The sequence below is a fragment of the Rhodopirellula europaea 6C genome (assembly GCF_000338295.1).
GTDB classification, from domain to species: Bacteria; Planctomycetota; Planctomycetia; order Pirellulales; family Pirellulaceae; genus Rhodopirellula; species Rhodopirellula europaea.
Window position 1 is genome coordinate 1 of sequence record NZ_ANMO01000222.1, and the last position, 23,687, is coordinate 23,687.

General features: G+C 55.1%; 17 protein-coding genes and 1 pseudogene. 6 read left to right on the top strand and 12 right to left on the bottom strand.

What is annotated here, in order from left to right:
* Positions 1-844: pseudogene (locus tag RE6C_RS23855) on the bottom strand (hypothetical protein); the annotation flags it as partial.
* A 148-nt stretch (positions 845-992) separates the two neighbouring features.
* Here RE6C_RS23855 and RE6C_RS23860 point away from each other — a divergent pair.
* Positions 993-2,423 carry an outer membrane protein assembly factor BamB family protein gene (locus RE6C_RS23860; RefSeq protein WP_008660738.1) on the top strand — a complete coding sequence of 477 codons (1,431 nt, stop codon included), beginning with the start codon at positions 993-995 and terminating at the stop codon, positions 2,421-2,423.
* A gap of 308 nt (positions 2,424-2,731) precedes the next feature.
* Here the strand turns inward: RE6C_RS23860 and RE6C_RS23865 are convergent, their stop codons facing one another.
* Positions 2,732-3,484 (bottom strand): AraC family transcriptional regulator, encoded by a 753-nt coding sequence (locus RE6C_RS23865; protein ID WP_008660739.1) that lies wholly within the window; start codon positions 3,482-3,484, stop codon positions 2,732-2,734.
* Positions 3,485-3,605: 121 nt separating this feature from the next.
* Here RE6C_RS23865 and RE6C_RS23870 point away from each other — a divergent pair, with 121 nt between their 5' ends.
* From RE6C_RS23870 to RE6C_RS23880, 3 genes are read left to right on the top strand one after another with little or no spacing between them, the layout of a single operon-like run.
* Positions 3,606-4,577 (top strand): dihydrodipicolinate synthase family protein, encoded by a 972-nt coding sequence (locus tag RE6C_RS23870; RefSeq protein WP_008660740.1) that lies wholly within the window; start codon positions 3,606-3,608, stop codon positions 4,575-4,577.
* Between the two features lie 10 nt (positions 4,578-4,587).
* Entirely contained in the window at positions 4,588-5,850 is a 1,263-nt protein-coding gene (locus RE6C_RS23875; protein WP_008660741.1) for an NAD(P)/FAD-dependent oxidoreductase, read from the top strand.
* Entirely contained in the window at positions 5,847-6,773 is a 927-nt protein-coding gene (locus RE6C_RS23880; RefSeq protein WP_008660742.1) for a hypothetical protein, read from the top strand. The genes RE6C_RS23875 and RE6C_RS23880 overlap by 4 nt, the downstream gene beginning before the upstream one ends.
* Before the next feature lie 45 nt (positions 6,774-6,818).
* Here the strand turns inward: RE6C_RS23880 and RE6C_RS23885 are convergent, their stop codons facing one another.
* The 9 genes from RE6C_RS23885 to RE6C_RS23925 form a co-directional block, all read right to left on the bottom strand.
* Positions 6,819-9,251, bottom strand: a complete 2,433-nt coding sequence (locus tag RE6C_RS23885; protein WP_008660743.1) for a sulfatase-like hydrolase/transferase — start codon at positions 9,249-9,251, stop codon at positions 6,819-6,821.
* Between the two features lie 47 nt (positions 9,252-9,298).
* A complete protein-coding gene (locus RE6C_RS23890) occupies positions 9,299-10,972 on the bottom strand; it encodes a sulfatase-like hydrolase/transferase (protein WP_008660744.1) in 1,674 nt (557 codons plus the stop codon).
* 61 nt (positions 10,973-11,033) lie between these two features.
* Entirely contained in the window at positions 11,034-11,753 is a 720-nt protein-coding gene (locus tag RE6C_RS23895; RefSeq protein ID WP_008660745.1) for a 3-keto-alpha-glucoside-1,2-lyase-like domain-containing protein, read from the bottom strand.
* Between the two features lie 63 nt (positions 11,754-11,816).
* Positions 11,817-12,821 carry a 3-keto-disaccharide hydrolase gene (locus tag RE6C_RS23900; RefSeq protein ID WP_039963248.1) on the bottom strand — a complete coding sequence of 335 codons (1,005 nt, stop codon included), beginning with the start codon at positions 12,819-12,821 and terminating at the stop codon, positions 11,817-11,819.
* A gap of 74 nt (positions 12,822-12,895) precedes the next feature.
* A complete protein-coding gene (locus RE6C_RS23905) occupies positions 12,896-14,269 on the bottom strand; it encodes a Gfo/Idh/MocA family protein (RefSeq protein ID WP_008660747.1) in 1,374 nt (457 codons plus the stop codon).
* 92 nt (positions 14,270-14,361) lie between these two features.
* Positions 14,362-15,915, bottom strand: coding sequence for a sulfatase family protein (locus RE6C_RS23910; protein WP_008660748.1), 1,554 nt, complete (start codon positions 15,913-15,915; stop codon positions 14,362-14,364).
* A 61-nt stretch (positions 15,916-15,976) separates the two neighbouring features.
* Positions 15,977-17,458, bottom strand: coding sequence for a sulfatase family protein (locus RE6C_RS23915; protein WP_008660749.1), 1,482 nt, complete (start codon positions 17,456-17,458; stop codon positions 15,977-15,979).
* Between the two features lie 448 nt (positions 17,459-17,906).
* On the bottom strand, positions 17,907-19,055 hold the full coding sequence (locus tag RE6C_RS23920) for an SGNH/GDSL hydrolase family protein (RefSeq protein ID WP_008660750.1): 1,149 nt from the start codon (positions 19,053-19,055) through the stop codon (positions 17,907-17,909).
* A 194-nt stretch (positions 19,056-19,249) separates the two neighbouring features.
* Complete coding sequence (locus RE6C_RS23925) at positions 19,250-19,843, bottom strand: HdeD family acid-resistance protein (RefSeq protein ID WP_039963250.1); 594 nt, start codon at positions 19,841-19,843, stop codon at positions 19,250-19,252.
* A gap of 317 nt (positions 19,844-20,160) precedes the next feature.
* Here RE6C_RS23925 and RE6C_RS23930 point away from each other — a divergent pair, with 317 nt between their 5' ends.
* Both RE6C_RS23930 and RE6C_RS23935 read left to right on the top strand, forming a co-directional pair.
* Positions 20,161-21,300 carry a lipid-binding SYLF domain-containing protein gene (locus RE6C_RS23930; protein ID WP_008660754.1) on the top strand — a complete coding sequence of 380 codons (1,140 nt, stop codon included), beginning with the start codon at positions 20,161-20,163 and terminating at the stop codon, positions 21,298-21,300.
* A 49-nt stretch (positions 21,301-21,349) separates the two neighbouring features.
* Positions 21,350-22,726 (top strand): sulfatase family protein, encoded by a 1,377-nt coding sequence (locus tag RE6C_RS23935; protein WP_008660755.1) that lies wholly within the window; start codon positions 21,350-21,352, stop codon positions 22,724-22,726.
* A gap of 69 nt (positions 22,727-22,795) precedes the next feature.
* Here the strand turns inward: RE6C_RS23935 and RE6C_RS23940 are convergent, their stop codons facing one another.
* Positions 22,796-23,620, bottom strand: a complete 825-nt coding sequence (locus RE6C_RS23940) for a helix-turn-helix domain-containing protein (protein WP_039963240.1) — start codon at positions 23,618-23,620, stop codon at positions 22,796-22,798.
* Positions 23,621-23,687: the final 67 nt, after the last annotated feature.

A 23,687-nucleotide genomic window follows, 5' to 3' on the forward strand; every position in this document is an offset into this window, starting at 1 on the left:
TCACTCGGCCGGCGCGATCCGCCGCCAGATCGCTGGTCGATGGGTTGGGCTCGCCCGTGTGATTGAGCAATGCATAGGTCAACGATCTCAACACCGGTTCCGCATATCGCCAGCCGATGCACTGAAGCGTTCGAAAACCATTGGCAACATAAATCGCTTTGTGACCAATGCTTCGGAAGTCGCGGCAACCAAAGCGTGCCATGGACTCGAAGACTTCGTTGGCTCCGGCGGAACGAACGTAGCCAGCGATGGCAACGTCGGCGGCTTCCACGTCCCACTTCAGCATCGCTTCTTCAAAAGATCTCTTGGCAAGATGCGGCGGCGGAACAGCCGACTCGTCGACGGCCGCCATCGTCCAATCGCCTTCTTTTACATCCTGCGACTGGGCGGACTTGAAATAATCCAACGCCCAAAAAATTGGCAACCATCGATCTTCGTCAGGTGAACCAAGACTGGCCAAGTGCGCCGAGTTCACCACCAACACAGCGTGAAATTTGAAACCCACCGAAGGTCTCGGCTGCACGTTGCGAACTCCTGCCAACAACAAAGCGGTCAACACTTCGCGGTAGCTGGTCCCGCTCCGAAATTTGTCCGCAAAAGCTTGGACAACTTTTTTCCTGGGAGTTTCCTCCAACAACCGAACCAATGGCTCGATGTCGTCGCTGAACCGAACCGTGTTGTGCTCCAATTTCGCTTCCGCGGCGCTGACTCGCGGTAAACCTCGCATCATCGCAACTTCGCTGAACGCCAATCCGGCGGTCACTCCACCAATGACTTCCATGAATTGGCGACGTTGCAGAGGCAGCGTCCTGGTGGAAGATATGGTTCGTTTAATTTGATTCATCGCAATGTTCCCTTACGCGGCATGAAATCCGTTGACTCACCGCTCAATTGTAAAGGTTGTTCGCTTAGAACGCCTCGTTTCCCCGCCTCTCGGCGGGTTTCCTCGCGAACCCGAGCGTGCCAGCACTGTTCCGCGCCGCTAAACTCCCATGCAGCAACACCGAACCTTTCCTGACAAATCCATTGCCACCAACCCACTGGGCAACATGACACTCAACTTCTCTCGATCGAATCGATCTCAACGCGTTCACATTGCCTTTATCGCAGCGATCGCTCTTGCAAGTTTGTCCATTTGTTCGCAAACCAGAGCCGATCAGTGGTCTCAATTTCGAGGCGACCAAGCGAACGGCGTTGCGGAAACGGCACATCCGGCCAATTGGAGTGAAACCGAAAACGTCGCTTGGACGAATCCCATGCGGGGCGAAGGATGGTCGTGCCCAGTTGTCTGGAACGATCGAGTCTTCCTGACCGAAGCGGTTCCATCTGAAACGAACGCCGAATCGGCCGGAGACAACAGCAATCGAGCGCAGGGCAGGGACCCGAGTCAAAAGACATATCAATGGCAAGTCGTGTGCTTGGACTCAAAATCAGGCAGCGAGCTTTGGCGACAAACCGCCCGCGAAGGTCGACCGGTGATGGAACGTCATAGTTCGAACACTTACGCGACGGAGACACCGGTTACCGACGGCAAGCACGTTTACGCGTACTTTGGAATGATGGGGGTGTATTGTTTTGACATGGAAGGAGAACTGGTTTGGCAACGCGACCTCGGTCAGTACAAAATGCGGGCGGGCTGGGGAACGTCCAGCTCACCCGTGTTGTTGAACGACAAACTGTTCCTCCAGGTCGACAACGAAGAGCAGTCATTCCTCGTCGCACTCGATGCCGCAACCGGAGAAGAAGTTTGGCGAGTTGCTCGCGACGAACCATCCCAGTACAGCTCTCCGATCGTTTGGAAGAACAGCCTCCGCACCGAGTTGATCGTCGGCGGAACGAACTATCGATCGTACGATCCCCAGACCGGCGAATTGCTGTGGCAATTGAACATGCAAAAGGGTCGCAGCTCAGCCACACCGCTTGCTATCGGCGACCGTCTGTATGTCGGCACCGAATACCGAAACCGCGGCGGCAGCGATGATGGCGGCGGGTTCTTGTTCGCAATCGCCCCGGGGGGGCAGGGCGAGATTGGTACTTCGGAAGATTCAGCGAACGACGACTTCATCGTTTGGAAGAATCCCGAGTCGGGCATTCAGATGGCCTCGCCAGTGCTTTGCAAAGGTCACCTGTATCTTTTGGAGCGGCGGAGCGGTGTGGTTCACTGCATCAATGCCGAGACCGGCGAAATGGCCTACGAGAAACGCATCCCTCGAGCCCGTGCGTTTTGGGCCTCGCCGTGGGTGATGGACGATCAAGTCTTCTGCATCGACACCAACGGCACGACGTTCATTTTGGCGGGCGGTCCCGAGTTCGATGTGGTCGGCAAGAACGAGATCGATGAACTGACTTGGTCGACGCCAGCGATCGCGGACGGTGCGTTGTACTTCCGCACGGCATCCAAACTGTACTGCATTCGCGAGTGATATCACGCGATTGCCGGAGCAGCTTGTCCACTACAAACACGCCATTTGTTCGCCGTAGCTCCCGCGTACAAAAGGCGTCAACGCCTGAAGGACTCTTTGGTTGTCACCGCTCACTTCCGCTTTCCTGCGCGACAATGGACAAACTCACTTGCCGAGCGTTCCAACTGAGGTTCGTCAACGCCCAGTGGTCTGTCACGACTTGTTTTTAGGGTAGTGGATGAGGCCACGAGTCCTGAACTGGCGTCAAATCCAAGGACTCGTGGCCTCGTCCACTACGATCAACCCAAACTTTTAGCTGTAACAGACCACTAAAGTTCGTTGTCCTGTTTAGCTTTGCGGAAGTGGCTGGGTGACATTCCGGTCGCACGTCGAAACTGGCGAGTGAAAGCGCTCTGATCGGCATAGCCGGCTTCATGCGCAATATCAACGATGGGCATATCCGTTGTCTCGAGATGTTCACATGCAAAATCGATGCGTTGCTTCACCAACCATTGCCCGGTATTAAGACCAAACGCGATTCGCATCCGGCGGTCCAATTGAAAACGTGACAGATTCGCGACCTCCGCCATGTCAGTCACGCTGGTTGGCTTGTCACGATTTCGCTCCGCGTAGGCGACCGCTTTGGCAACGCTTTGATAGTCATCGCTTGATTTGTTCGGCCGACCCAAATCTCGCGAGATTCCAACAACGCCCACCGAGTTCCCATCTCGACCGCGGAGCGGATACTTGTTGGTCAAGCACCACCCCTCGTCTCGTGATGCATACAGGTGCAATTCCAATTGAGCTTCGAGTGCTTTCCCGGACTGCAAAACGGCTTTGTCTTGTGCTGTGAAGTTCGCACCAAAGGGTGCTCGCAAAATTTGCTCCGACGTGCGACCAATCAATTGTGACTTTTGCTTGAGCCCGCAGCGCTGCACCAAGGTTTCGTTGACGACGACATATTGACCCTCCGCGTTCTTGATGAAGTACACCGTGTCGTGCAAACCATCGAACAAACGCTCGGCCGTGAAAGGTTCGGCGAGCAGTTCAAACAACTGATTCGGAAGGCTGCTTAAAGGCATTATTAGATTGTGCGCATTTTCAAGTCGGTTATCGTGACTCGGACAAGACAACTTTGCCCATCGGAGCATACTCTATCGTCCAACATCAACCATTCAATCGCGATCGCAGAGTGATTTCGCCATGAGCACCAGCCAACCCGCCGTCGATGCGTCTATCTTTCAAGGATGCATTCCCGCCCTGATGACCCCATGCGACGCTGATCGGCAAATCAACTTCGCCGGTTTGGTTCGCAAAGGCCAAGAGATGATGTCGGCGGGCATGACAGCGGTTGTCTACTGCGGGTCTATGGGCGATTGGCCGCTCTTAACGGACCAGCAACGGCAACAAGGTGTTCGCGAATTGACCCAGGCCGGTGTGCCCGTCATCGTTGGAACCGGCGCACAGAACACGTCATTGGCCGCGGCTCACGCCAGCCACGCAGCCGAAGTCGGTGCGGCTGGATTGATGGTGATCCCGCGTGTGCTCTCACGAGCCACATCGCCGATCGCACAACGACATCACTTCGCCGCAATCCTTTCGGCGGCCCCGAATCTGCCTGCCGTGATCTACAACAGCCCGTACTACGGGTTCGAAACGAAAGCCGACTTGTTCTTTGACCTGCGAGCCGAGTTCCCGAACTTGGTCGGATTCAAAGAGTTCGGTGGTGCCGCATCGCTGTCCTATGCTGGCGAACACATCACCCACGCCAGCGACGATGTCTTGTTGATGGCTGGCGTCGACACCCAGGTTTACCACGGCTTTGTCAAATGCGGTGCGACGGGCGCGATCACCGGCATCGGCAATTGCCTGCCCAACGAAGTCCTGAAGTACGTCGAATTGTGCGAGGCCGCGGCCGATGGCGATTGCCAAGCTGATCAGTACGCCCGCGAATTGTCCAACGCCTTGACGGTGTTGTCGACGTTCGACGAAGGCCCCGACTTGGTACTCTACTACAAGTACCTGCTGTTCTTGTTGGGAGACGCCGACTACGAATTCCAATTGAATGCGTCGGACACGCTCTCACCGAGTCAAGCAATTTTCGCCGAAAGACAACTCGTTCAATTTCAACGCTGGTGGAAAAACTGGTCCGGAAAATCCTACACTCGTTCGTGAGCTGCGATTCATGAACGCAATCCAATCTCCCAAATCAGTGACGATCGTCGGCTCCGGCATCGTTGGAATCGCTTGTGCCCACTACTTGGCGGAGGCAGGACTCGACGTCACTGTCATCGATCGTGGCAGCATCGCGGGAGAATGCTCTCACGCGAATTGCGGTTATATCTGCCCCAGCCATGCACTGCCGCTGACTGAACCAGGAGCGTTCTCCGTTGCCTTGAAATCAGTCTTCAACCCACGATCACCATTCCGAGTCAAACCGCAGGTCAGTCCGGCGCTTTGGAAATGGATGATGCAGTTCGCCAAACGTTGCACCCATCGGCAGATGCTGGCGGCGGGCAAACCGCTGCAGGCAATCCTGGAAGCCTCGATGAGCGAATACCATTCGCTGATTGAACGGCTGAAGCTCGATTGCGAATGGAAAGAAGAGGGGCTGCTGTACGTTTTGCAAACCGAACGCGGCATGGAATCTTTTGCGAAAACCGATCGACTGGTGTCCGAAGAGTTCGGAATCCCAGCGACTCGCATCGACGGAAACAACCTGCCTAAATTTGATCCCGGTCTAAAAGATGGCTTGGCAGGCGCGTTCCTGTACCCCAACGACACCTCGGTGCGTCCCGACAAACTGAACTCGCAATGGGCGACGAATCTAAAAGAACGAGGCGTTCGTTTCGTTGAGAACTGCGAGCTAAAATCAGTCCGAAAAGAAGCCGGCCGGATCGTCGCCATCGAAACTAACCAAGGTGACTTCACCGCCGACCACTTCGTTTTCGCGATGGGAGCCTGGAGCACCAAATGGGAATCGGCACTTCAATGTTCTGTCCCGGTCCAACCGGGCAAAGGCTACTCGGTCACCATCGAGAAACCGGATCACTCGCCCAGTCATGCAATTCTCTTTCCAGAGCACAAGGTTGGCGTCTCGCCATTTGACGATGGGTTACGCTTCGGATCAATGATGGAATTCGCAGGCTATGACACCTCTATTCCCAAACACCGAATCCAACAACTGCGTGATTCAGCTCGGCCGTACTTGGTTGCTTCCGTTGACGGGCCAGCCCAATCACAATGGTACGGCTGGCGACCGATGACCTGGGACAGTTTGCCAATCATCGGTTCGCTGCCGGAACTTAAAAATGGCATGCTTGCGACGGGCCATAATATGTTGGGTTTGAGCCTTGCTCCGGCAACGGGCCGCTTGGTCGCCGAGATGGTCACCGGACAAACAACGCACTTGGACCCAACGCCTTACTCTCCGAGCAGGTTTGAATGAACCGTCGACTGGTCATCTGTGGTTGCCTTCTTCTCTCGACCTGGTCGTTGGGCAACGGGCAATCGCCACTGCCAGTCAATTCGGGACATTTGCTGCAGACGCCAAAGCTATCCCAAGGGGAGCCTACCGCCGGCAAACGAGTGGCCGTCACTCCGGTTGAATACGCCGAAACCGATGTGCACCACACCGTCTACCTTCCTCAAGACTGGACGGCAGACGGAGAATCGTTGCCGATCATCTTCGAATACACCGGCAATCACTTTCCAGCGTCAGGTTCGACTGGCGAAGTCGCCGACGCGGGATTGGGATTTGGATTGTCCGCTGGCCAATTCATTTGGGTGACGCTGCCGTTCATCAGCAACGACCACCAACGCAATCAAATCTCTTGGTGGGGCGACGAAAACGCGACGGTGGAATATGCCAAGCTCAACGTCCCCCGTATCATCAAGCAGTTTTCCGCGGATCCAGACCAAGTGTTCCTCTGCGGATTTTCGCGAGGTGCAATCGCAGTGAACTACATCGGATTGTATGACGATGAGATTGCTAGCTTGTGGACCGCCTTCATCACCCATGACCATTTCGATGGCGTTCGCGAGTGGAAAGGAACGGACTGGGGCAGTCCTCTCGCAAGATATCGATCCGAAGCGAGCAAGCGTCTGAAACGCGTGGGGGATCGCCCCTACTTGATTTGCCAAAATGGTTCGTATGGAACGGAAGAGTTCATTCGCAACCTGCTTCCCGAAGCCCGCAATTTCACCTATCTGCCAGTCAACACGTCCGAGGCACTCGGTCCATTCCCAAACGAGTTCGCCAAGGCAGGGCACAACGATCGCTGGCTGAATCGCCCCAGCCGATATCGTTCAGCGGCTTGGAACTGGATGAACCGTGTTTTGTCTGAGCAGCCAGCGAAGACAACCGACTGAACAACCAAACTGAAACACGTTTCCGTGCTAGTATCCCCGCTCAAATCAGTCACCGTGCCACTTCAGAGGCAAATGCACATTGAACGAATGAAGCTTCTGCTTGGTTTCCTCCGCAGCACAAAATAGCACGGTTGGTTTGCCGTCTTCGAGGTACAGTTGCGGGCGTTCAAGACGGTGCACGGACTGCTGAGTTCCGTCCGCCCATGGGATGATGCGTTCCGTCACCAATGGTGAATTGGCCGGTTCCCAGTGCAAACCATCGACCGACTGAAACAATGCCAAGGAGTCACTGCCGGTTCCGTTGAAGTGTCCATTGTGATCATTGACGATCGCCCAGCACATGCCATCTTGGAACCAGATGTAAGGGTCTTCCGCTGGAAAGGCGACTCCCGGTGCGGTGAACAACGGTTTGTTCTGCTTTCGAAACGGTCCCGTCGGTGACTGAGAAGTCGCGGCAAGGTGAACGACCGGGCCTCCAAACGGCATGCGTCTTTTCTTGCCAACCGCTTTGTAAATCAACACAAACGTCCCATCATCCCGACGCAAGATCGACGGGTTGCTCACCATCAATGCATCCGACGCCGACGCATCTTCGCTGATGTTGATCAGTGGCTCGTCAAAACGTTTCCATGGTCCGTTGGGGTGATCGGAAACCGCGACACCAATGCGTTGATTGTTGCGATGAATCATATTCAGTTTTCTGGTCGGTGCACCGTCACCCGTGTTCCCCATGTAGTAGAGGTAGTACTTCCCATCGAACTCATGCACGGTCGGGTTGTGAGTGCACATGCCGTCCCACAGTTGTTCGCCTCGAACGGGCAGGGCAACATCGACGAAGTGGTATGGCCCCAGCGGATCATCCGACACCGCGTGAGCAACCTCCGAATGGGTGACCCAAGCATTGTGTCCCGACTCTCGCGGCCAGCGACTGTAGAACAGATGGCAGGTGCCGTCGACGTCACGCACCATACTGCCGCCCCAGATGTAGAAATTCTCGTCGATGAATTTCGCTCTCGCTGGCACCGGCTCAATCATCGAGTTCAAATCCAGCCCCGGACGAGAACGTTCTCCTCGAGCGGCTTTTTCAACAGCCTCTGTTCGTGAGTCCTCTTCTTTCCTGACATTGACGCCGTGAGCGTCGTGCCACTTCGGCAGCACATTGCCGGCATCCCAGGCCTCAATCATCCGCGATAGCCGATCCACTTGTTCAGGATGCTGTTCGGCCAAGTCTTCGCGTTCCCACGGATCGTTCGCCAAATCAAACAACAGCTTTCGGTTCTTGTAGCGACTGTCAACCAACTTCCAATTCCCGTCGCGAACCGCGTAGCCATACGAATCATCGCCCATCGAGTAACGCCAAAACAACGGGCGTTTGGGCAACTCCGTTCCCGCGTCGGTCAAACCGGCCAACAAGTTTTGGCCGTCCAGCTTTTCATTCTTGCTCGGGTCCAATCCCGCTGCGGCGAGGACAGTGGGAAAGACATCAAGCGCCGTGACCGGCGATTGCTCTCGAACTCCGCCCGGCAAAGTCCCTGGCCAAGAAACCAAGAACGGCACCCGAATCCCGCCTTCAAACAGCATGCCCTTGTGACCTCGGTACGGCAAATTCATCGCATGCTCACGCCGCCCACCGTTGTCGCTGTAAAAGACAATCAACGTGTTATCGTCCAACCCCGATTCGCGAATTTGGTCGACGACTCGCCCAATGCCTTCGTCCATCCCAGCGACCATCGCTCCGTAAACCGCTCGACCCCCGTACTCGATGTGTGCCGTCTTCTCCAGATGAGCCCGAGTGGCTTGGTCGGGAGCATGCGGTGCGTTGTACGCTAAGTACAAAAAGAACGGGTCCGTCTCGTGACGCTGAATGAATTTGACCGCTTCCGTTGAAAAGTCATCCGTCAAATAAGTCAACGACTTGCGATCGACCGGTTCATCACCGCGATGCACACCGAGCAAAGGATCCATTCTTCCCAAGTCTCCCCAATAGCTCAATCCGCCTCCACTGAAGCCAAACCACTCATCGAATCCACGGCGATTGGGCCAGAACGGTTTCGCGTCGCCCAGGTGCCACTTGCCAATTGCACCGGTGACATAACCGGCTTCTTTCAAAGCATCCGCAAGCGTCGTTTCCGAGAGCGGCATCCCCGGCGTGTCGTCACCGTGCCACTGCGGATCCGGTTCAGGGTTGCCCTCATGTCCGAATCGCTGTTGATACCTTCCCGTCAACAACCCCGCGCGGCTGGGACTGCAATAGGGATGCGAAGCGTAGCCGTTGGTGAAGACCACGCCTTCCCCCGCCAACTCGTCCAATCGCGGTGTGGGAATCTCCTTGCATCCATTGAAACCAACGTCGCTGTAGCCAAGGTCATCGGCAACGATCAACACAATGTTCGGACGTTCCTTGGCATCGACACTGGATGCGGCCAGAACCAAAAGGCCGATCAACATCGAGGACAAAAACTTTGTTCGGTTCAACATAGCAGGCTGCAAGGTGGGAATTGAAACTGAAACGACGGCCAATGAATTCACTTCGACTTGTAGTCTTTTTCGCTATCGACGGTGTAGCGAAGCACAGCAGGAAATCCTTTGCCGCGAACTTTCGTAAGCTGTTGCTTCCAAACGATTCGAAGCTCTTCCAACTGCGTCTTCGCGGCAGGATCGTCGATTAAATTGTTCAACTCGTCGGGATCGGTTTCCAAATCAAACAACTCTTCATAGATCGGTTGCTCACCTCGCAACGATGCCTCGGCATGATTCCGATACACGGCGATTTCCTTGTCGTGAATGCCATACAGCATGGTGGACGACTTGATACCAAGATCCTTGGCCACCTGAATCTTGACCGAGGCGGGAACACAATCGTTGCGGTAGTACCGGATGTATTTCCAACGCTTGTCCTGCACCGCCTCAATGCGTGGGTTGCCGAAATGAGTCACCCACAAGTTTTCGGTGAAAACATGATCACGAATCGCGCCGCCTTGACCACTCAAAAGTGGCCGCAACGACAGGCCTTGAAAGGTGTCAGGCTTTTCAATCTCAGCCAGATCCAGCATCGTCGCAGCGATGTCGATCGTTTGAACCAACTCGTTGCAACAAGCCCCTCTCAGTACGGTTGGCAGTTCTGGATCGAAGACGATCATCGGCACATGCGTCGTCTGCTCGTAACACAACGCCTTTCCACCAAGACCGTGTTGCCCCATGAACAACCCGTGGTCGGAACAGAAGATGATGATCGTGTTGTCGTCCACGCCTTCTGTCTCGAGCTTGGTGCGTAGGTTTCCGATCAAACAATCGATCCCGGTCATGGATTGCATCTGCCGAATGGTGCGTTCTTTCAACGCCTCGGGAGTGTCGACAAAGTTGTAGCTGGCCTGCCGCTCACTCGCTCGCAACACATCCGCTGGCAAACGCGGCGTTTCAATCTCGTCCTTCGCAACGTAGTGCTCCGGCAATGGAATCTCGATGTCACGGTAGAGCGACTTGTAGATTTCATCATCGCTTTCTCGCTGTTGCATGGTGCCCGTTCCCGCACTGTGCGGCAGGTTCAAACAGATGCTCAAGCAAAACGGCTTGTCCGCCGGACGTTCGTCCAGGAATCGCACCGCACCGTCCAAGCGATGTTCATACGACATGAAATCCTGAGCACCTTCGTTGACGATTTCGACTTGCGTGTCGTAGGTCGCCCCCTCAAAGATCTCGTGGACGTCTTTGGGATAGAAGCGGATGTGCCCGTGTCCGGCGTAGAAGAAATCAAACGACTCTTCCATCAAACCGCTGTTGTAGCCGCCCTTTCCAATCGGCGCGTGGTTCTTTCCGACATAGCCGGTGTAGTACCCGCTCTCTCGCATGATCACAGGATAGGATTTCGCCCAAGCCTCGGGCGCGACACTGGTTCCTGAATTGAAATTCACACCGTGCTTGCGTTCGTACTGGCTGAGAAAGATCGAAATCCGACTCGGAGTGCAGATCGCACTGGTCACATAGGCTCGATCAAAATAGACGCCTTCGCGAGCCAACTGGTCGATGTTCGGTGTCCGAGTCAACTCGTTTCCGTCGCAGCCCATCATCCCGTAGGACTGGTCGTCCGTCAGAACGAATAAAAAGTTCGGTCGAGAGTCCGCAGCAGGCAGGCTGGTAGCACACATCGCCGCGAAAAACAGCAAGATTCGTGCAATTCTTTTCAAAGAGTAGATTCGCATGAGTTCGGGTTTATGCAGGGAAGAGCAGGGCAGGGGAGAAAGAGCGGGAAACAAACCAAGTTCACTCGGTCGCGAAAACACGAAGGTTGTCAAAATCGATGCTGCTTCCATTCACGGTCATTCCGAACTGAGTCTTGGTCGGATGAGCGAAGCCGGGAGAATCCAACGAGACCACTTCTTTGCCATCGAGGTGAACAGTCATCACGGTCCCATGGATGGTCAGTTCCAAGTGATGCCAGGTGCCCGGCTTGGCATGGATGGCGGCGGAGGCTTGCGTGCGAGCCAACAGGTTCTCCAATTCTTTCTGTTGTTCCGCCGGCAGCGATTTCGCCTTTCGTTTTTCGCGAACTTCCAGATTCATCAAACCGAGTTTGTCATCGCTGATCATCATCCGTTTTGGTGTCAGTGATGCACGAGCCACATGCCCGGCATGCACGGATTTTTCATTGTTATCGTCGATCACAAAATTGAACCGACTTCCTCCGTTGAATCGAAAGTCAAACGCAACATGCAAATCAGCAAACTCCATTTGCTTTCGCATGATCGAACCATGGTCGTCCCGCACTTGCTTTCCGAACAACACGCCATCTTGAAGATTCCATCCGGCCTCCATCCCTGACCCCACCCGATAACCATCCCCAAGAACCGAACGACCGTCAAACGAATCTTCGAACACCACTTCTTTCTCGGAAACGGCACTCGATCCTTCTTCCGCAAGAAGCATCGGTTGTGAAAGAAAACAAAGCGTTGAAAACGCGATCAGGCAGGCAACTCGAGACATCGGACCAAACTTTCAAACAGTGATACTGGGCAAGGCAATCGGGAGAAAACGTCTCTGTTTCCGCTACTTGGCAGAGGACCTCGGGACGATCCAAATGTTTCGAAACCGGTTGGGATTGCCGTGGTTTTGAAGATAGATCGGACCTTCCGCCACTTCGGGTCTTGGACCTGCTGGCCCGCGCCCCGTTCCCTCTGGCAGTTCCACACGGTCGTGAATCAGGACACCATTTTGGTGCACCGAGATCACTGCGGACTGGACCTTCATTCCGTCCTCGAATCTGGCGGCGGTGAAGTCGATTACCATGCTCTGCCATGCCAGCGGAGGCAGGCAAACATTCCAATCGGCTTCGCGAATTCCGTAGATGCTTCCGCACCATGTGTTGACGGGTTTCAACATGACAATGTCCTGCCATGCCTCGGGACGGGGGTCCAATCCAAAGTTGTCAGAGATCTGCACTTCATAGGCACCGACCGCGAAAACGCCACTGTTGCCGCGATGCGGGTGACTGACCGGCGGCTCAGGTTTCAGCGGAATTTGAAATTCAAGGTACAGTCGGAAATCCTGAAACGTTGCTTTGGTTCTTGCTCCCGCTTTGAGAACACCATCCTCGATCTTGCCGTTCTTCCAAGCGTTCGTGTTCGTGCCATCGAACAACACGATCGCGTCAGCCGGTGGCTTCTTTCCGACAACCGATGCACTGCGATCAATCTTTTGCCAACCAGCAACACGCGACTCGATTCCCTCGCGATCCGACCACTCATGCACGACAGGACTGCCATCCCAACCTGTGCCGGGAAATCCACCGTCGTACACCGAAACGTAGAACCGGCCCTCAGACGGAGTGACCTGCATCGCTTGATTGTCGCGAACAAATTCGCCGACAAACTCAAATCCATCGAATTCCGCTCGAGCTTTCCCAGCGTTGGTCCAGACGAAGGCATTGGGATATGGCTGAATCTTCGGTTTCGTTTTTGCGGTCGTGTCCGCGGCCAGTGCGCCGCACACAGGACCAACAACCATCAAAAAGAGAGCACAAAGACAAACAGGCACTTTGGAGCGAGCTTTCATTGACATCGAACACGTGACTTGATTGAGGAAGACGACTACACAGGGAGGGGCATCATGCGGGTAACGCAAACGCCTCACATGTCGATCTCATAACCAGACCGATAGGGTCGTTTCATCATCGCAGCGGCCTGTTCATCGCCAACGACACTTTCTGTCGCTTGATCCCACTCGACTTTGCGTCCAAACCGACAACAGATGCCGGCCAAGTGACACACGTTGAGCATCTTCATGTGGGAATGCACGTCGGAAATCGGCAGCACTCGATTGTCAATCGCATGCATGAAGTTCGCCCAGTGTGCAGGGCGGTCATTGCCTTCCATGGGCATCCCGCAATAAATCTTCGAAATCGCATCTTCGGCTAGCGGGTTCGATTCCAAGTCTTCAACGGGTTTGCCAACCAGCTTGCCACGATTGACAAAGATCCGGCCTCGTTCGCCTTCAAACAAAATCCCATTGTCGACGTCATGGCGAATGTTCATCTCGACATCGCCATCCGCGAAAACGACGCGAAGATCAAACGCTCGTGCGGTGTTGTAGCGATTGTTCTGCAGCGGCATTCCGTCGCGAAACTCCACATCATGTTTCGCGGTTCCGTCAACTAAAACGGGGTCATTGTTCTGCCCCGCCGCGGCGATCCCCAGCATCGCGATGTCAACGTGGTGGGCTCCCCAGTCGGTCAGTTTGCCTCCGGAGTGTTCGTACCACCAACGGAAGTGAGTGTGCCCATTGGTGTAGTTCTTGTCCGCTCGCTTGGCGTCCTTCGCATAGCGATATTCCATTTTAGGCCCCGGCCCCAGCCAACGATCCCAGTCCAATCCTTTGGGCACGCCGGCGACGGGAATCTCGGGACTCCATCCCCCCGCGTCGATTCCAACGACCAAGCGCTTAAGTTTGCCCAGGCGACCTTCCGCGATGATTGCCAGAGCACGATTGAACTTGTCGAAACTGCTGCGTTGCTGCGTTCCGACTTGAACGACACGTCCGGTTTGCTGTTGAACCTTCCGGACCAACTTTCCTTCGTCGATCGTCAACGTCAGCGGTTTTTCACAGTACGCATCTTTGCCCGCCAACATCGCCTCAATCAGAATTTTTGCGTGCCAGTGATCGGGCGTTGAAATCTGAACCAAGTCAATGTCATCGCGAGAAAGCACTTCGCGGTAGTCACGAAACAATTCGGCTTTGCCATCACACAGCAATTCGTTGCCATGCTTCAGATGATCTTCGTCGACATCACACAGCGCGACCAAGTCCGCGAATTCTTTTCCAACGGGCGAAGTCCGTGTCCCATTTCCGCCGACGCCGATCAACGCAAACCGTTTGCGTTCGTTCGGTGATTTCGCGAGTGATTGCCGAGCAGGCATGGCCCACGGAGTCAGAGTAGCCGCCGTGACAAATCCGGCGGTCTTCAAAAGATCTCGGCGTGACTGGGAGGCTTGGGGAAAGCTCATGAACGATCAATCGTGACGGAATGGGACAGTGGGTTTGAAATGCGTCACTCATCGAAGGAGCGAATCAACAAATGATTCGCCCCGCGAGAGTGTCACTTCTTTTTCTTCTTCAGATTTCGTTGCTGCGAACGGATGGTCACGCCCGGCCGTTGCATCTTCGAATTCACGTCACGAAAAACCCAGGGTTCCCAGGCCTTGCGAGCCGATTCCCACTGTTCCAACGTTCGAGTCGGATACCAACTTGGCCATCCGAATTTCTCGTAGTCGTACTTGTCCGCATTCGCGTGAACCCACTCATCGACAGAACCCGCAGGCAGCGTTTCCGGATAGACGTCCAACGCGCGAAACTCGTCGCTCACACCCTCGTCTTGAATCACTTCACGACGCCATTGCTCGAGTTCCCGTAGCATTTTTTCTCGAACATTGGCGTACTTGGGATCGTCGGCGACATTGTGGACTTCATGCGGATCCGTTCGCAGATCGTACAGTTCCAACTCCGGTTTCGTCGGAGCAAAGAAAGCCGCTTGTTCGGGTGTGAGTTCGCCACGCATGTGCATGACGTTCATTTCAGCTAGCACTGGGTAAGCCCCTTCCTTGTACTGGTTGTATTGGCAGTACGCTCGCTCAGGCATCAAGTTGTGAATCAGCTTGAAGTCCGCTGACCGGATCGCTCGCATCGCATCATGCGTTTCGTCCATTTTGTCTCGCGAGGCAAAGACATACTGACGATTCCGAACCTCTTCGCTCAACAGATTCTTTCCATGCAGAGGCACGGGGGCATCGATCCCAGCAGCTTCCAAAATCGTCGCGCAGATGTCGATCGACATCACCATGTCATCGCTGACTTCACCTGGCGAAACCTTGCCCGGCCAACGCATGATCATGGGAATACGAATCCCACCGTCGTAGAGGAACTGCTTGCCGCGAATGTGACACCGACCATGGTCTCCTATGAAGAACACAATCGTGTTGTCGGCGAGACCTTCCTCGCTGAGTCGTTTCAGTATCTCGCCGACCTCACGGTCAACCAATTGCATCTGCTCCAATCCGTTGGCCCAATCACGTCTGACAAAGGGCGTGTCGGGATAGTGGGGCGGCAACTCAACATCTTCGATCGCGATGGGTCGTTGCGGGTCGCGTTTCCATTGCCGGTGAGTGCCACCGAACGTGATCCGAGCAAAGAACGGCTGCCCGTCGGTTCGTTGGTTCCAATCGGTGCCATCAAACAGTTCATCCTTCTGGTCTGGCAAGAAATTGCAGTCCGTTTTGTAGCTCATCAATGCGGTGAAGTAGCCCGCATCGGCAAACAGATGCGGGATTGGCCGAATCCCGTGCGGCAACGGTTGCTTGTCATATTCGCGATGTTGATTGGCACCAATGAAATTCTGGTGGAACCCCGTCATCATCGCTGAACGCGAAGTCGAACAGACCGGCGAAGTCGTGAAGGCTCGTTCGTACCGAATCCCTTCGGATGCCAGTTTGTCGACATTGGGTGTATGGATCCCCTTTGTGCCGTAACACGACAAATCGGGGGACCAATCTTCGATCGTGATCCAAAGCACATTGGGACGGTCGTCCGCGAAAGCGGAAGCAGCATCCACAACACCAATGGCGAAAACCAAAAGCAGAGAAAGCACGAATTTCATGAAGGCAACTGAAGAGTAGGTTGGGAAAGGTAGATAAAAAGCATCCGTCAATCGAATGGGCTCAATAGGCGCCGTTTGTCCCGAACATCTCTTTCTTGGATGGACGTGGACGGACACGGACCGAGTGATCTGGCTCGCCCGTCACACGGTCAAACTCATCGGGTGTTCGTCGACTTGGCAAGTAGTCACCCGTTCGCTTCGTCCAATCAGTGAGTGCGGTTTGCAATCGCGTGCGTACCGAGTGATAGGCCGGGTCCTCGAAGCGATTGTGCAGTTCGCCGGGGTCGCGTTGCAGATCATAAAGTTCCCACTTTGCACGAGGTGAAGTGAAACAAGCCGATTGTTCGGGCGTGAGTTCTCCCGCGTCATACAAACGCAGCATGGCTTGCCAAGTCAGGCCCCGTCCCGCGTCAGCGGATGGTGTTGGAGGAAGGTCGACGTAGTCATTGCGAATCAACTTGTATTGCTGGGTCGCCACGGCGCGAGCATGGTCCTCGTAGTCGTGCCAGTGATCTTCCGCAAAAGCGAATTCGCGATGCGATTGCGTGCTGTCTTTCAAAACCGGAATAAAGCTTTTGCTCGAAGCGGAGAATGCTTCGCTGCCTTCCACGCCAGCCAATTCCAAGAACGTGGCACCAATGTCAACCGCGCTGACCAAAGCCTTCGTCGTCTGGCCCGCCTTGACTTGGTCGGGATAACGAACGATCCACGGGGTTCGGATTCCACCATCGTAGAGCGATGTCTTGTCACGAGGGAACGGACGGCCATTGTCGCTGATGAAGAGAACGACCGTGTTGTCAGCGACGCCCTGTTCGGCCAGTTTTCGCATCACCTTGCCGACGTAGGAATCGAGACGCCCAATCTCGTCATAGTAAAGACGCAGGTCTTCGCGGACATCAGGAACGTCTGGAAGGTGCGGAGGAACGATCACGTCGTCGTGTGTGTGAGGTGGATCCAGGGCACCGTCGTTGTATTCGCGGTGCGGGTCCAGAGCGGCCAACCACAGGAAAAACGGTTGATCCTTGGGACGTTCCTCGCAAGCTCGTTCCCAATCTTCGCAACCACTGGGCTGCGCCGCGATCATCTTGGCAGGTTGTCCGTCTTTTCCACTGGGGAGCACAAAACCGGCCGTCGAGGCTTCGTAGATTTTGTCGAAGTGATCGCGAACAGCGTCTCCCATGTGCCATTTGCCAGCCGCGGCGGTGTAATAGCCCGCTGACTGCAATCGCCCCACGAATGTGTCGCTTGATTCCGGCAACGGCCAGTGCAACTGTTCCGCGCCCGTGTTGTGGGGATACTTGCCTGTGATGATGCTCGCACGGGATGGGCTGCAGGAATTCGTGGTCAGGTAAGCGTGTTCGAAACGCATGCCTTCCGCTGCCAGACGATCGATATTGGGAGTGCGAATCGCCGGATGACCATAGGCCCCGCAATCGTCCCAGTTCATGTCATCCGCGATGATCAGAACGATGTTCGGAGGGGACTGAGCCATCACGGACGAGGTGATGTAACAAGCGATCAGAGCAACAAGGAATCGGTGCACGAGAATCCAGCAGGAGAGAGGCGGGTAAACGTTCGCTTTCGCAAGAAAACGCGAACATCAACGAAGATGCCTCGAGTCGACACGAAGCCCTCTGCGGCGTCGGCAACGCCCTTCAGAGATCCTATACGTCAAACATCGAGCCTTCAGCGGCCCGCCAGTCTACACCGATTCCGAGATTCTCGCGCCGGTCCTCAACGCGTGAAAACGAGTTTTCAATCAATCCAAACGTATAGATCCCAGTCGGTTCAGGGGAGACTCCCGCGGCCCCATCACCACTGAGCCTCTATACATCTCACACGGGATTTCTCTTCGCTTCCGACAACCGTTTCGCATCAATCGATTGTCTGCAGATCCTCGTCACCACGACGTGAGTGAGTCGTGTCGATGGACTGACCAAACACCCAATCGGTCCCGCGATCCCCATCGGAATCGTCCTCTGCTCCGTCGTTCACTGCACGCCGATTGCTTTGCGAAGCACGGGATCAAACACGTCGGCCTGACGCATGAAACCAAGGTCGCTGGCGTGAGAACCATCGGTCGCTCCGTCGCCATCGGTTCCATAAAGTTCATCGCCAGCGATGTAGTGCAGCCCCGTCACGCCGTCGGCAAGCAGCGACTTGTACGCCGCCTGCAGAGCCTCATGATTCGCAGTGTGATGAGCATCACGTGCGGGCAAGATCCAACTGTTTGTGTTCCGGCGATCTTCCACCAAAACAATCGGCGTGTCCGGTTTCGCGGCACGAAGTTGCTTGACCAACGGAATGCACCTTTCGGTCACCATCGCCGCATTCATGTTGGGCAGGCAATCGATGACGTAGACCGCTGCGTCGACTTGGACCAAGAACTCTCCGACTTCAGCATGCATCTTTCCATTGCCAGAAAAGCCCAGGTTCACGACCGGCTGATCGAAACGACGTCCCAAAATCGCGGTGTGGACCATACCAGGACGGCTAGCACAAGCTCCGTGTGTGATGCTGGTTCCGTAGAACACGATCGGCTTCTCACGTGTCGGCAACTGTTCGAATTTGCTGTCCGGCGAAACACCAATCTTCAACGACTCGATGCCATTGTAAAGCGGAAGGTAAGCGGCGTACTCACGCATCCCCGGTGCCAATGAATCAATGACCTTTGTTTTGACTTCTTGTGATGTCGGGCGAGTGACCTGCACCCATCGCCAGTTGCCTTCACCGTCGCGGGCATAAAAATCGACCCCGCTGACTCCGGTCGCAGGCATGTGCGGCATCGCCAGATTCTTGTTCAGCAATTTGTAGTGCGCGTGAATGGAGGTGGCATCTGTTTTGAATCGAACCATCATTCCCGCAGAGTGACGACTCAGGTTCCAAACGTTTGAAGTCACCGAACCGTTGGCGGACGCCGGGAATCGATCAAACCATCTCGCACGTTCTTGGTCGGGCAAGATCCTTCCTTCGATGTTCTGCTCCGCGACGTCGTACCACGCGACGCCGTCCTCGACCGTTCGGCCGGTCGCCATCTCAGGATCCAAATTGCCGATCGAGTCGGCAACCTTCTCTTGAGCCTCAACCGGGACGATAAACCAAGGCAACACAGCGACGAAAATGAACCATCGAATCTTCATTTGGAATGACTTTCTGATGCGGGGCAGGGGAGGGAAGGAGACGGATCCTGTTGCGGATCAATCCAGCTTCTTCGCTGAACAAAGAGGCGGCTGACCAACATAATCGCCCTGAAGCTCCCAATGTGGGACAGCGACATGGAGCAGGGCAGGGCAGTGCGGCTTTGCAGGGACAGCACCTCCGAATCAAACGATGGTCACACCCGGTTGATTCGGCTTCCCAATGATTTCAACCGGAATGCGAACGCGATCATTGCGATGCTGGAGATGATCGCAAGTGCTCCCAAAATCCTGACCAGCGTCAGCCCAAATCCCATCGGCGCGGCCAACAGGGCGATGCCGATCAAAACAGAAAGCACGCCAGCCAAGATCAACCAGCCTTCGCCTTGGATGTGTCGACGATCTTGAATCGCAGCCGCGATCTCAACCACACCCGAAACGACCACCATCGCACCAATGACGCTGATCACAATCGTCGCGGTCAACCCAGCGACCAACATCGGATTAGCAAACACGAATATGCCAGCCAAAAATTCGATCACACCTCGAACAATCGTTCCCGTTCGCGACGGAGTGTCACCGACCACTCCCGCGATGATCGCCATCACACCATCAAAAGCCAAGAAGAATCCGGCGACTTGGGCAAACGTTGCCAACGTCATCCCGGGTTGAAACAACGCGTAGATGCCCAGAACCAACAGCAACAAACCTCGGATCAGCGGCAACCACCAAAGCGACGCCACATCCGACAGCACGTTCCGCATCGCGTCCTTCGGTTCTAAATCAGACATGCTTCGATTTCCCAAGTCTTCAAGTGGATTCGCGTGATTGCAGAGCCGAGTTGGCCATGCCAACACAATTTTGCCTAGCGATACGCGCCGGTATCAATTTCAATCTTCGCACTTTGAGAGCAGCAATCCAACCGACCATCGGGCTTTTCCCAATCCGTTCGACTCGTTTTCGCTGCCAAGTGTCTGCATCACTCGATGAACTTCGGTCTCCTTCATGGAAGGCATTCTTTCTCAATCGCGGGGCAGGGCAGGGCGGATGGAGTAGCCGGAATGTGCATTCGGCTCCACAATGGCATGGGAATCGCCACGGGATTGCAATGCGATGGCAAATGGTCGCGGTCGCAATTCACTCCCCCGATCAAACGTTCTCGACTGAAAACGATCTCACCAAAGGAATGTGCACGATGGAGTCTTCTACCCAACCGCAATTTCGTTTCACGCGCCGAATCTTAATAACGATCGCACTGATGCTGATTGGATGGACGCAGCCCGCGACCGCGCAGATCAACGAAGAACAAACGGTCCAGGCCGCGACCGCGGTACTGAACGAAACCATGTCCACGCCATTGAGCCAAATCCCAGCACAAATGTTGCAGGATTGTCATGGGGTCGCGATCGTCCCCAACGTGATCAAAGGCAGCTTCATCGTCGGTGCTCGGCACGGCAAAGGATTGCTGTTCATCCGCGATCCCGACGGCACTTGGCACGCTCCCGTGTTCATCACCTTGACCGGAGGCAACGTCGGTTGGCAAGTCGGCGTGCAAGCCTCGGACATCATCTTGGTTTTCAAGACCGCTCGAAGTGTTCAAGGCATCTTGTCCGGCAAATTGACCTTGGGTGGTGATGCCTCCGCAGCAGCCGGGCCAGTCGGACGCCAAGCCGCAGTGGCCACCGATGGTCAACTGCAAGCTGAGATCTACACCTATTCTCGAAGTCGTGGGTTATTCGCGGGAGTCTCCATTGACGGGACCGTCCTTCGAGTCGATCAAGTCGCGACGGGCATGTACTATCAAAGCCCCGCACCCGGCCAACCGGTTGTAATCCCCACCTCGGCGGCCCAGCTGACTCAGGCCATCGCTCGCTACGCCGGGCAACAAGTGCAGGTCACACCGCCCGAACCCCAATCACAGTTCGCTCAACAATACCGGAGCGATCGCCCCGCGGTGCTGCAGGATCAATTGCTGCAAATCGCTCCTGAGCTCTTCAAGTTGCTGGATCCGCAATGGACAGCTCACTTGGCACTACCGCTGTCAGCCAACCCAAACGAAATGCCTGACCCCAACGCGTTGGCAGCCGCGGTTGCGAAATACGATCAAGTCGCGGCTGACCCACAGTATGCATCCTTGGCCGGACGTCCTGAGTTTCAATCCGTTCATAGTCTATTGAAGCACTACCAACATTCGCTGATTCCGAACGCTCAAACGCTGCAGCTTCCACCTCCGCCGATCAAACGTTGATTATCCTCTGAGCCGCACCTTCGCCCCGCAACTCTAAACGAACGATCGAATGCGTTTTCTTCTGCTTCTGCTCGCGTGTCTGCCGCTGACCGTTTCATCCGCCAACGATTCGCGGCCCAACATCGTTCTGATCATGGCGGACGACATTGGTATCGAAGGTCTGGGGTGCTACGGCGGAGTCTCTTACGAAACGCCTGCACTGGATCAATTGGCCAGCGATGGCGTGCGGTTCACCCACGCGTACTCGCAACCGTTGTGCACACCGACCCGGGTTCAGCTGATGTCGGGCAAGTACAACCATCGCAACTGGAAGACGTTTGGAATCCTCGATCCAAACGTAAAAACCTTTGGCCACCGAATAAAGGAAGAGGGTTACGCGACAGCGATCTTTGGCAAGTGGCAATTGCAATCGTACGACCCGCCCGGGTATCCCGGCGCCGATGAACGCCGCGGAACAGGCATGCATCCCAAGGACGCGGGCTTTGACCAGTACGCGTTGTTCCATGCCTTGCACACCGAAGACAAAGGCTCGCGCTACGCCAACCCAACGATGCTGGAAGGCGAAGCAGGGCAGGTCGGTACGCTGAAAACTTATGCGGGTCAATTTGGCGAAGACATCTGGGTCGAGAAAACGATCGACTTCCTCAAACAGGACCGCGACGAACCCGCCTTTGTTTACTACCCGATGGCTCTGCCTCACTGGCCGTTCGTCCCGACACCAATCAGCGACGACTGGGATCCGTCCCAACCGGTCGTTGAGCAACTGAAGTACTTCGAGGACATGGTCGAGTACATGGACGTTGCGGTTGGGAACTTGATCAACGGCCTGCAGTCCAACGGTTTGCGAGAGAACACGATTGTCATTTTCTACGGCGACAACGGGACGCACCTGCAAGTGGTCTCTAAGCTCGCCGACGGTCGGTCCATCCAAGGTGGCAAGGGCCTGACCAAGCAAACCGGCATTCACGTACCGTTGATCGTTTCATGGCCCGGCCACATCCAGCCCGCCGTGAGTGACAAGCTGATCGATGCTTCGGATTTCTATCCGACGTTGATTGAATTGGCGGGCGGCAAAGTGGTGGAGGATCCAACGATGGACGGAATCAGCTTCGCCCCGGAATTGTTTGGCAAACAGGGACAGGAAAAAGAGTCCCTGTTCTTTTGGTACGACCCTCGTCCCGGCGAAGACAAATCGCAGTTCAGCCGCGAAGTGTTCGCACTCAATCGAACCCACAAGTACTTTCGCGATGGCCGCCTGTTTCGTTTAACAGATCGCCCGCTCGAAGAAATCGCCGTCGATCTGGAACATGCCACCGAGCAAGATCGAGCCGCAATGAAGCGACTCCAACCACGCATCACCGAGGCGATGGCTGGAGTCGACGAACCACCATTGCTCGACGCGACTGGTCAACCGATCTCACCGTGAGCTTTTGACTCGCTTGGGCCTGTGGTCACAAAACAAACGTCTGGTTGCGAGGTCGCCGCAGGCACCTCATCAAGTGACGCGGTGGTTAGCCCGAAACTTCCTGGGGGAGCAACCGCAAACCTTTCGGAACACTTCATTGAACCGGCTTAGACTCTGAAACCCTGATGCCAAGCTAACATCGAGCACTGATCGATTGGTCGTTACAAGCAACCGCTGAGCCTCCGACAAGCGATGCTGAGTGATGAAGCTGGTGATCGAGATACCAAACGTCTTCCGAAACAAACACATGGCATAGTTTGGATGCAGATCGACCGCCTTCGCGATCGACGCAGACGTTAGTGGCTGATAAAAATGGCGAGCGATGTAGCACGCCAATTGATCGGCGGTGGACAAATCGTCCACGGGCTCGGCCGTTCCACCAATGGACTTGTTGTGCGCAAACCGGAGCAGACGAGCTTGGATCTCGAGCTGTGCGGCACGTGCGAGCGCGGGATCACGACTAGCCAAATCGGACTCCCATCTCTGAAAGGACGCCAAATCTCTTTCGTCCTGAACAGAACTGACCAACACTTCTCCCTGCAGTGTTCGGTTCACAATGTCAGCATCGACTCCGGATCGCATGAATTCGTTCAGCGGCAACGTCACGACGAAGTAAGGATCGTCCCCATCAAACTCAACGATCTGATGAGGAATGGCTGCCCAAAACAATCCCATCTGCCCCGGATGAATGGTGTCCCTGTGTCCACCCACCAAATAGGTCAAAGACCCAGACGCAAGGAAATTCAACTCGATCTCGCTGTGACGATCGGCACGCGGCATCGCCACGGGCGTCCACCTCTCACATGTGAAACCGTACGGAGCGAATTCGGGGCGAGTCGTATCAAACTGCTTCATCGACCTTAGAATTCCGTGACTTATTTGCTGCAAACGAGAAGATCCTCGGAAGAACGAAGCTTAGTCT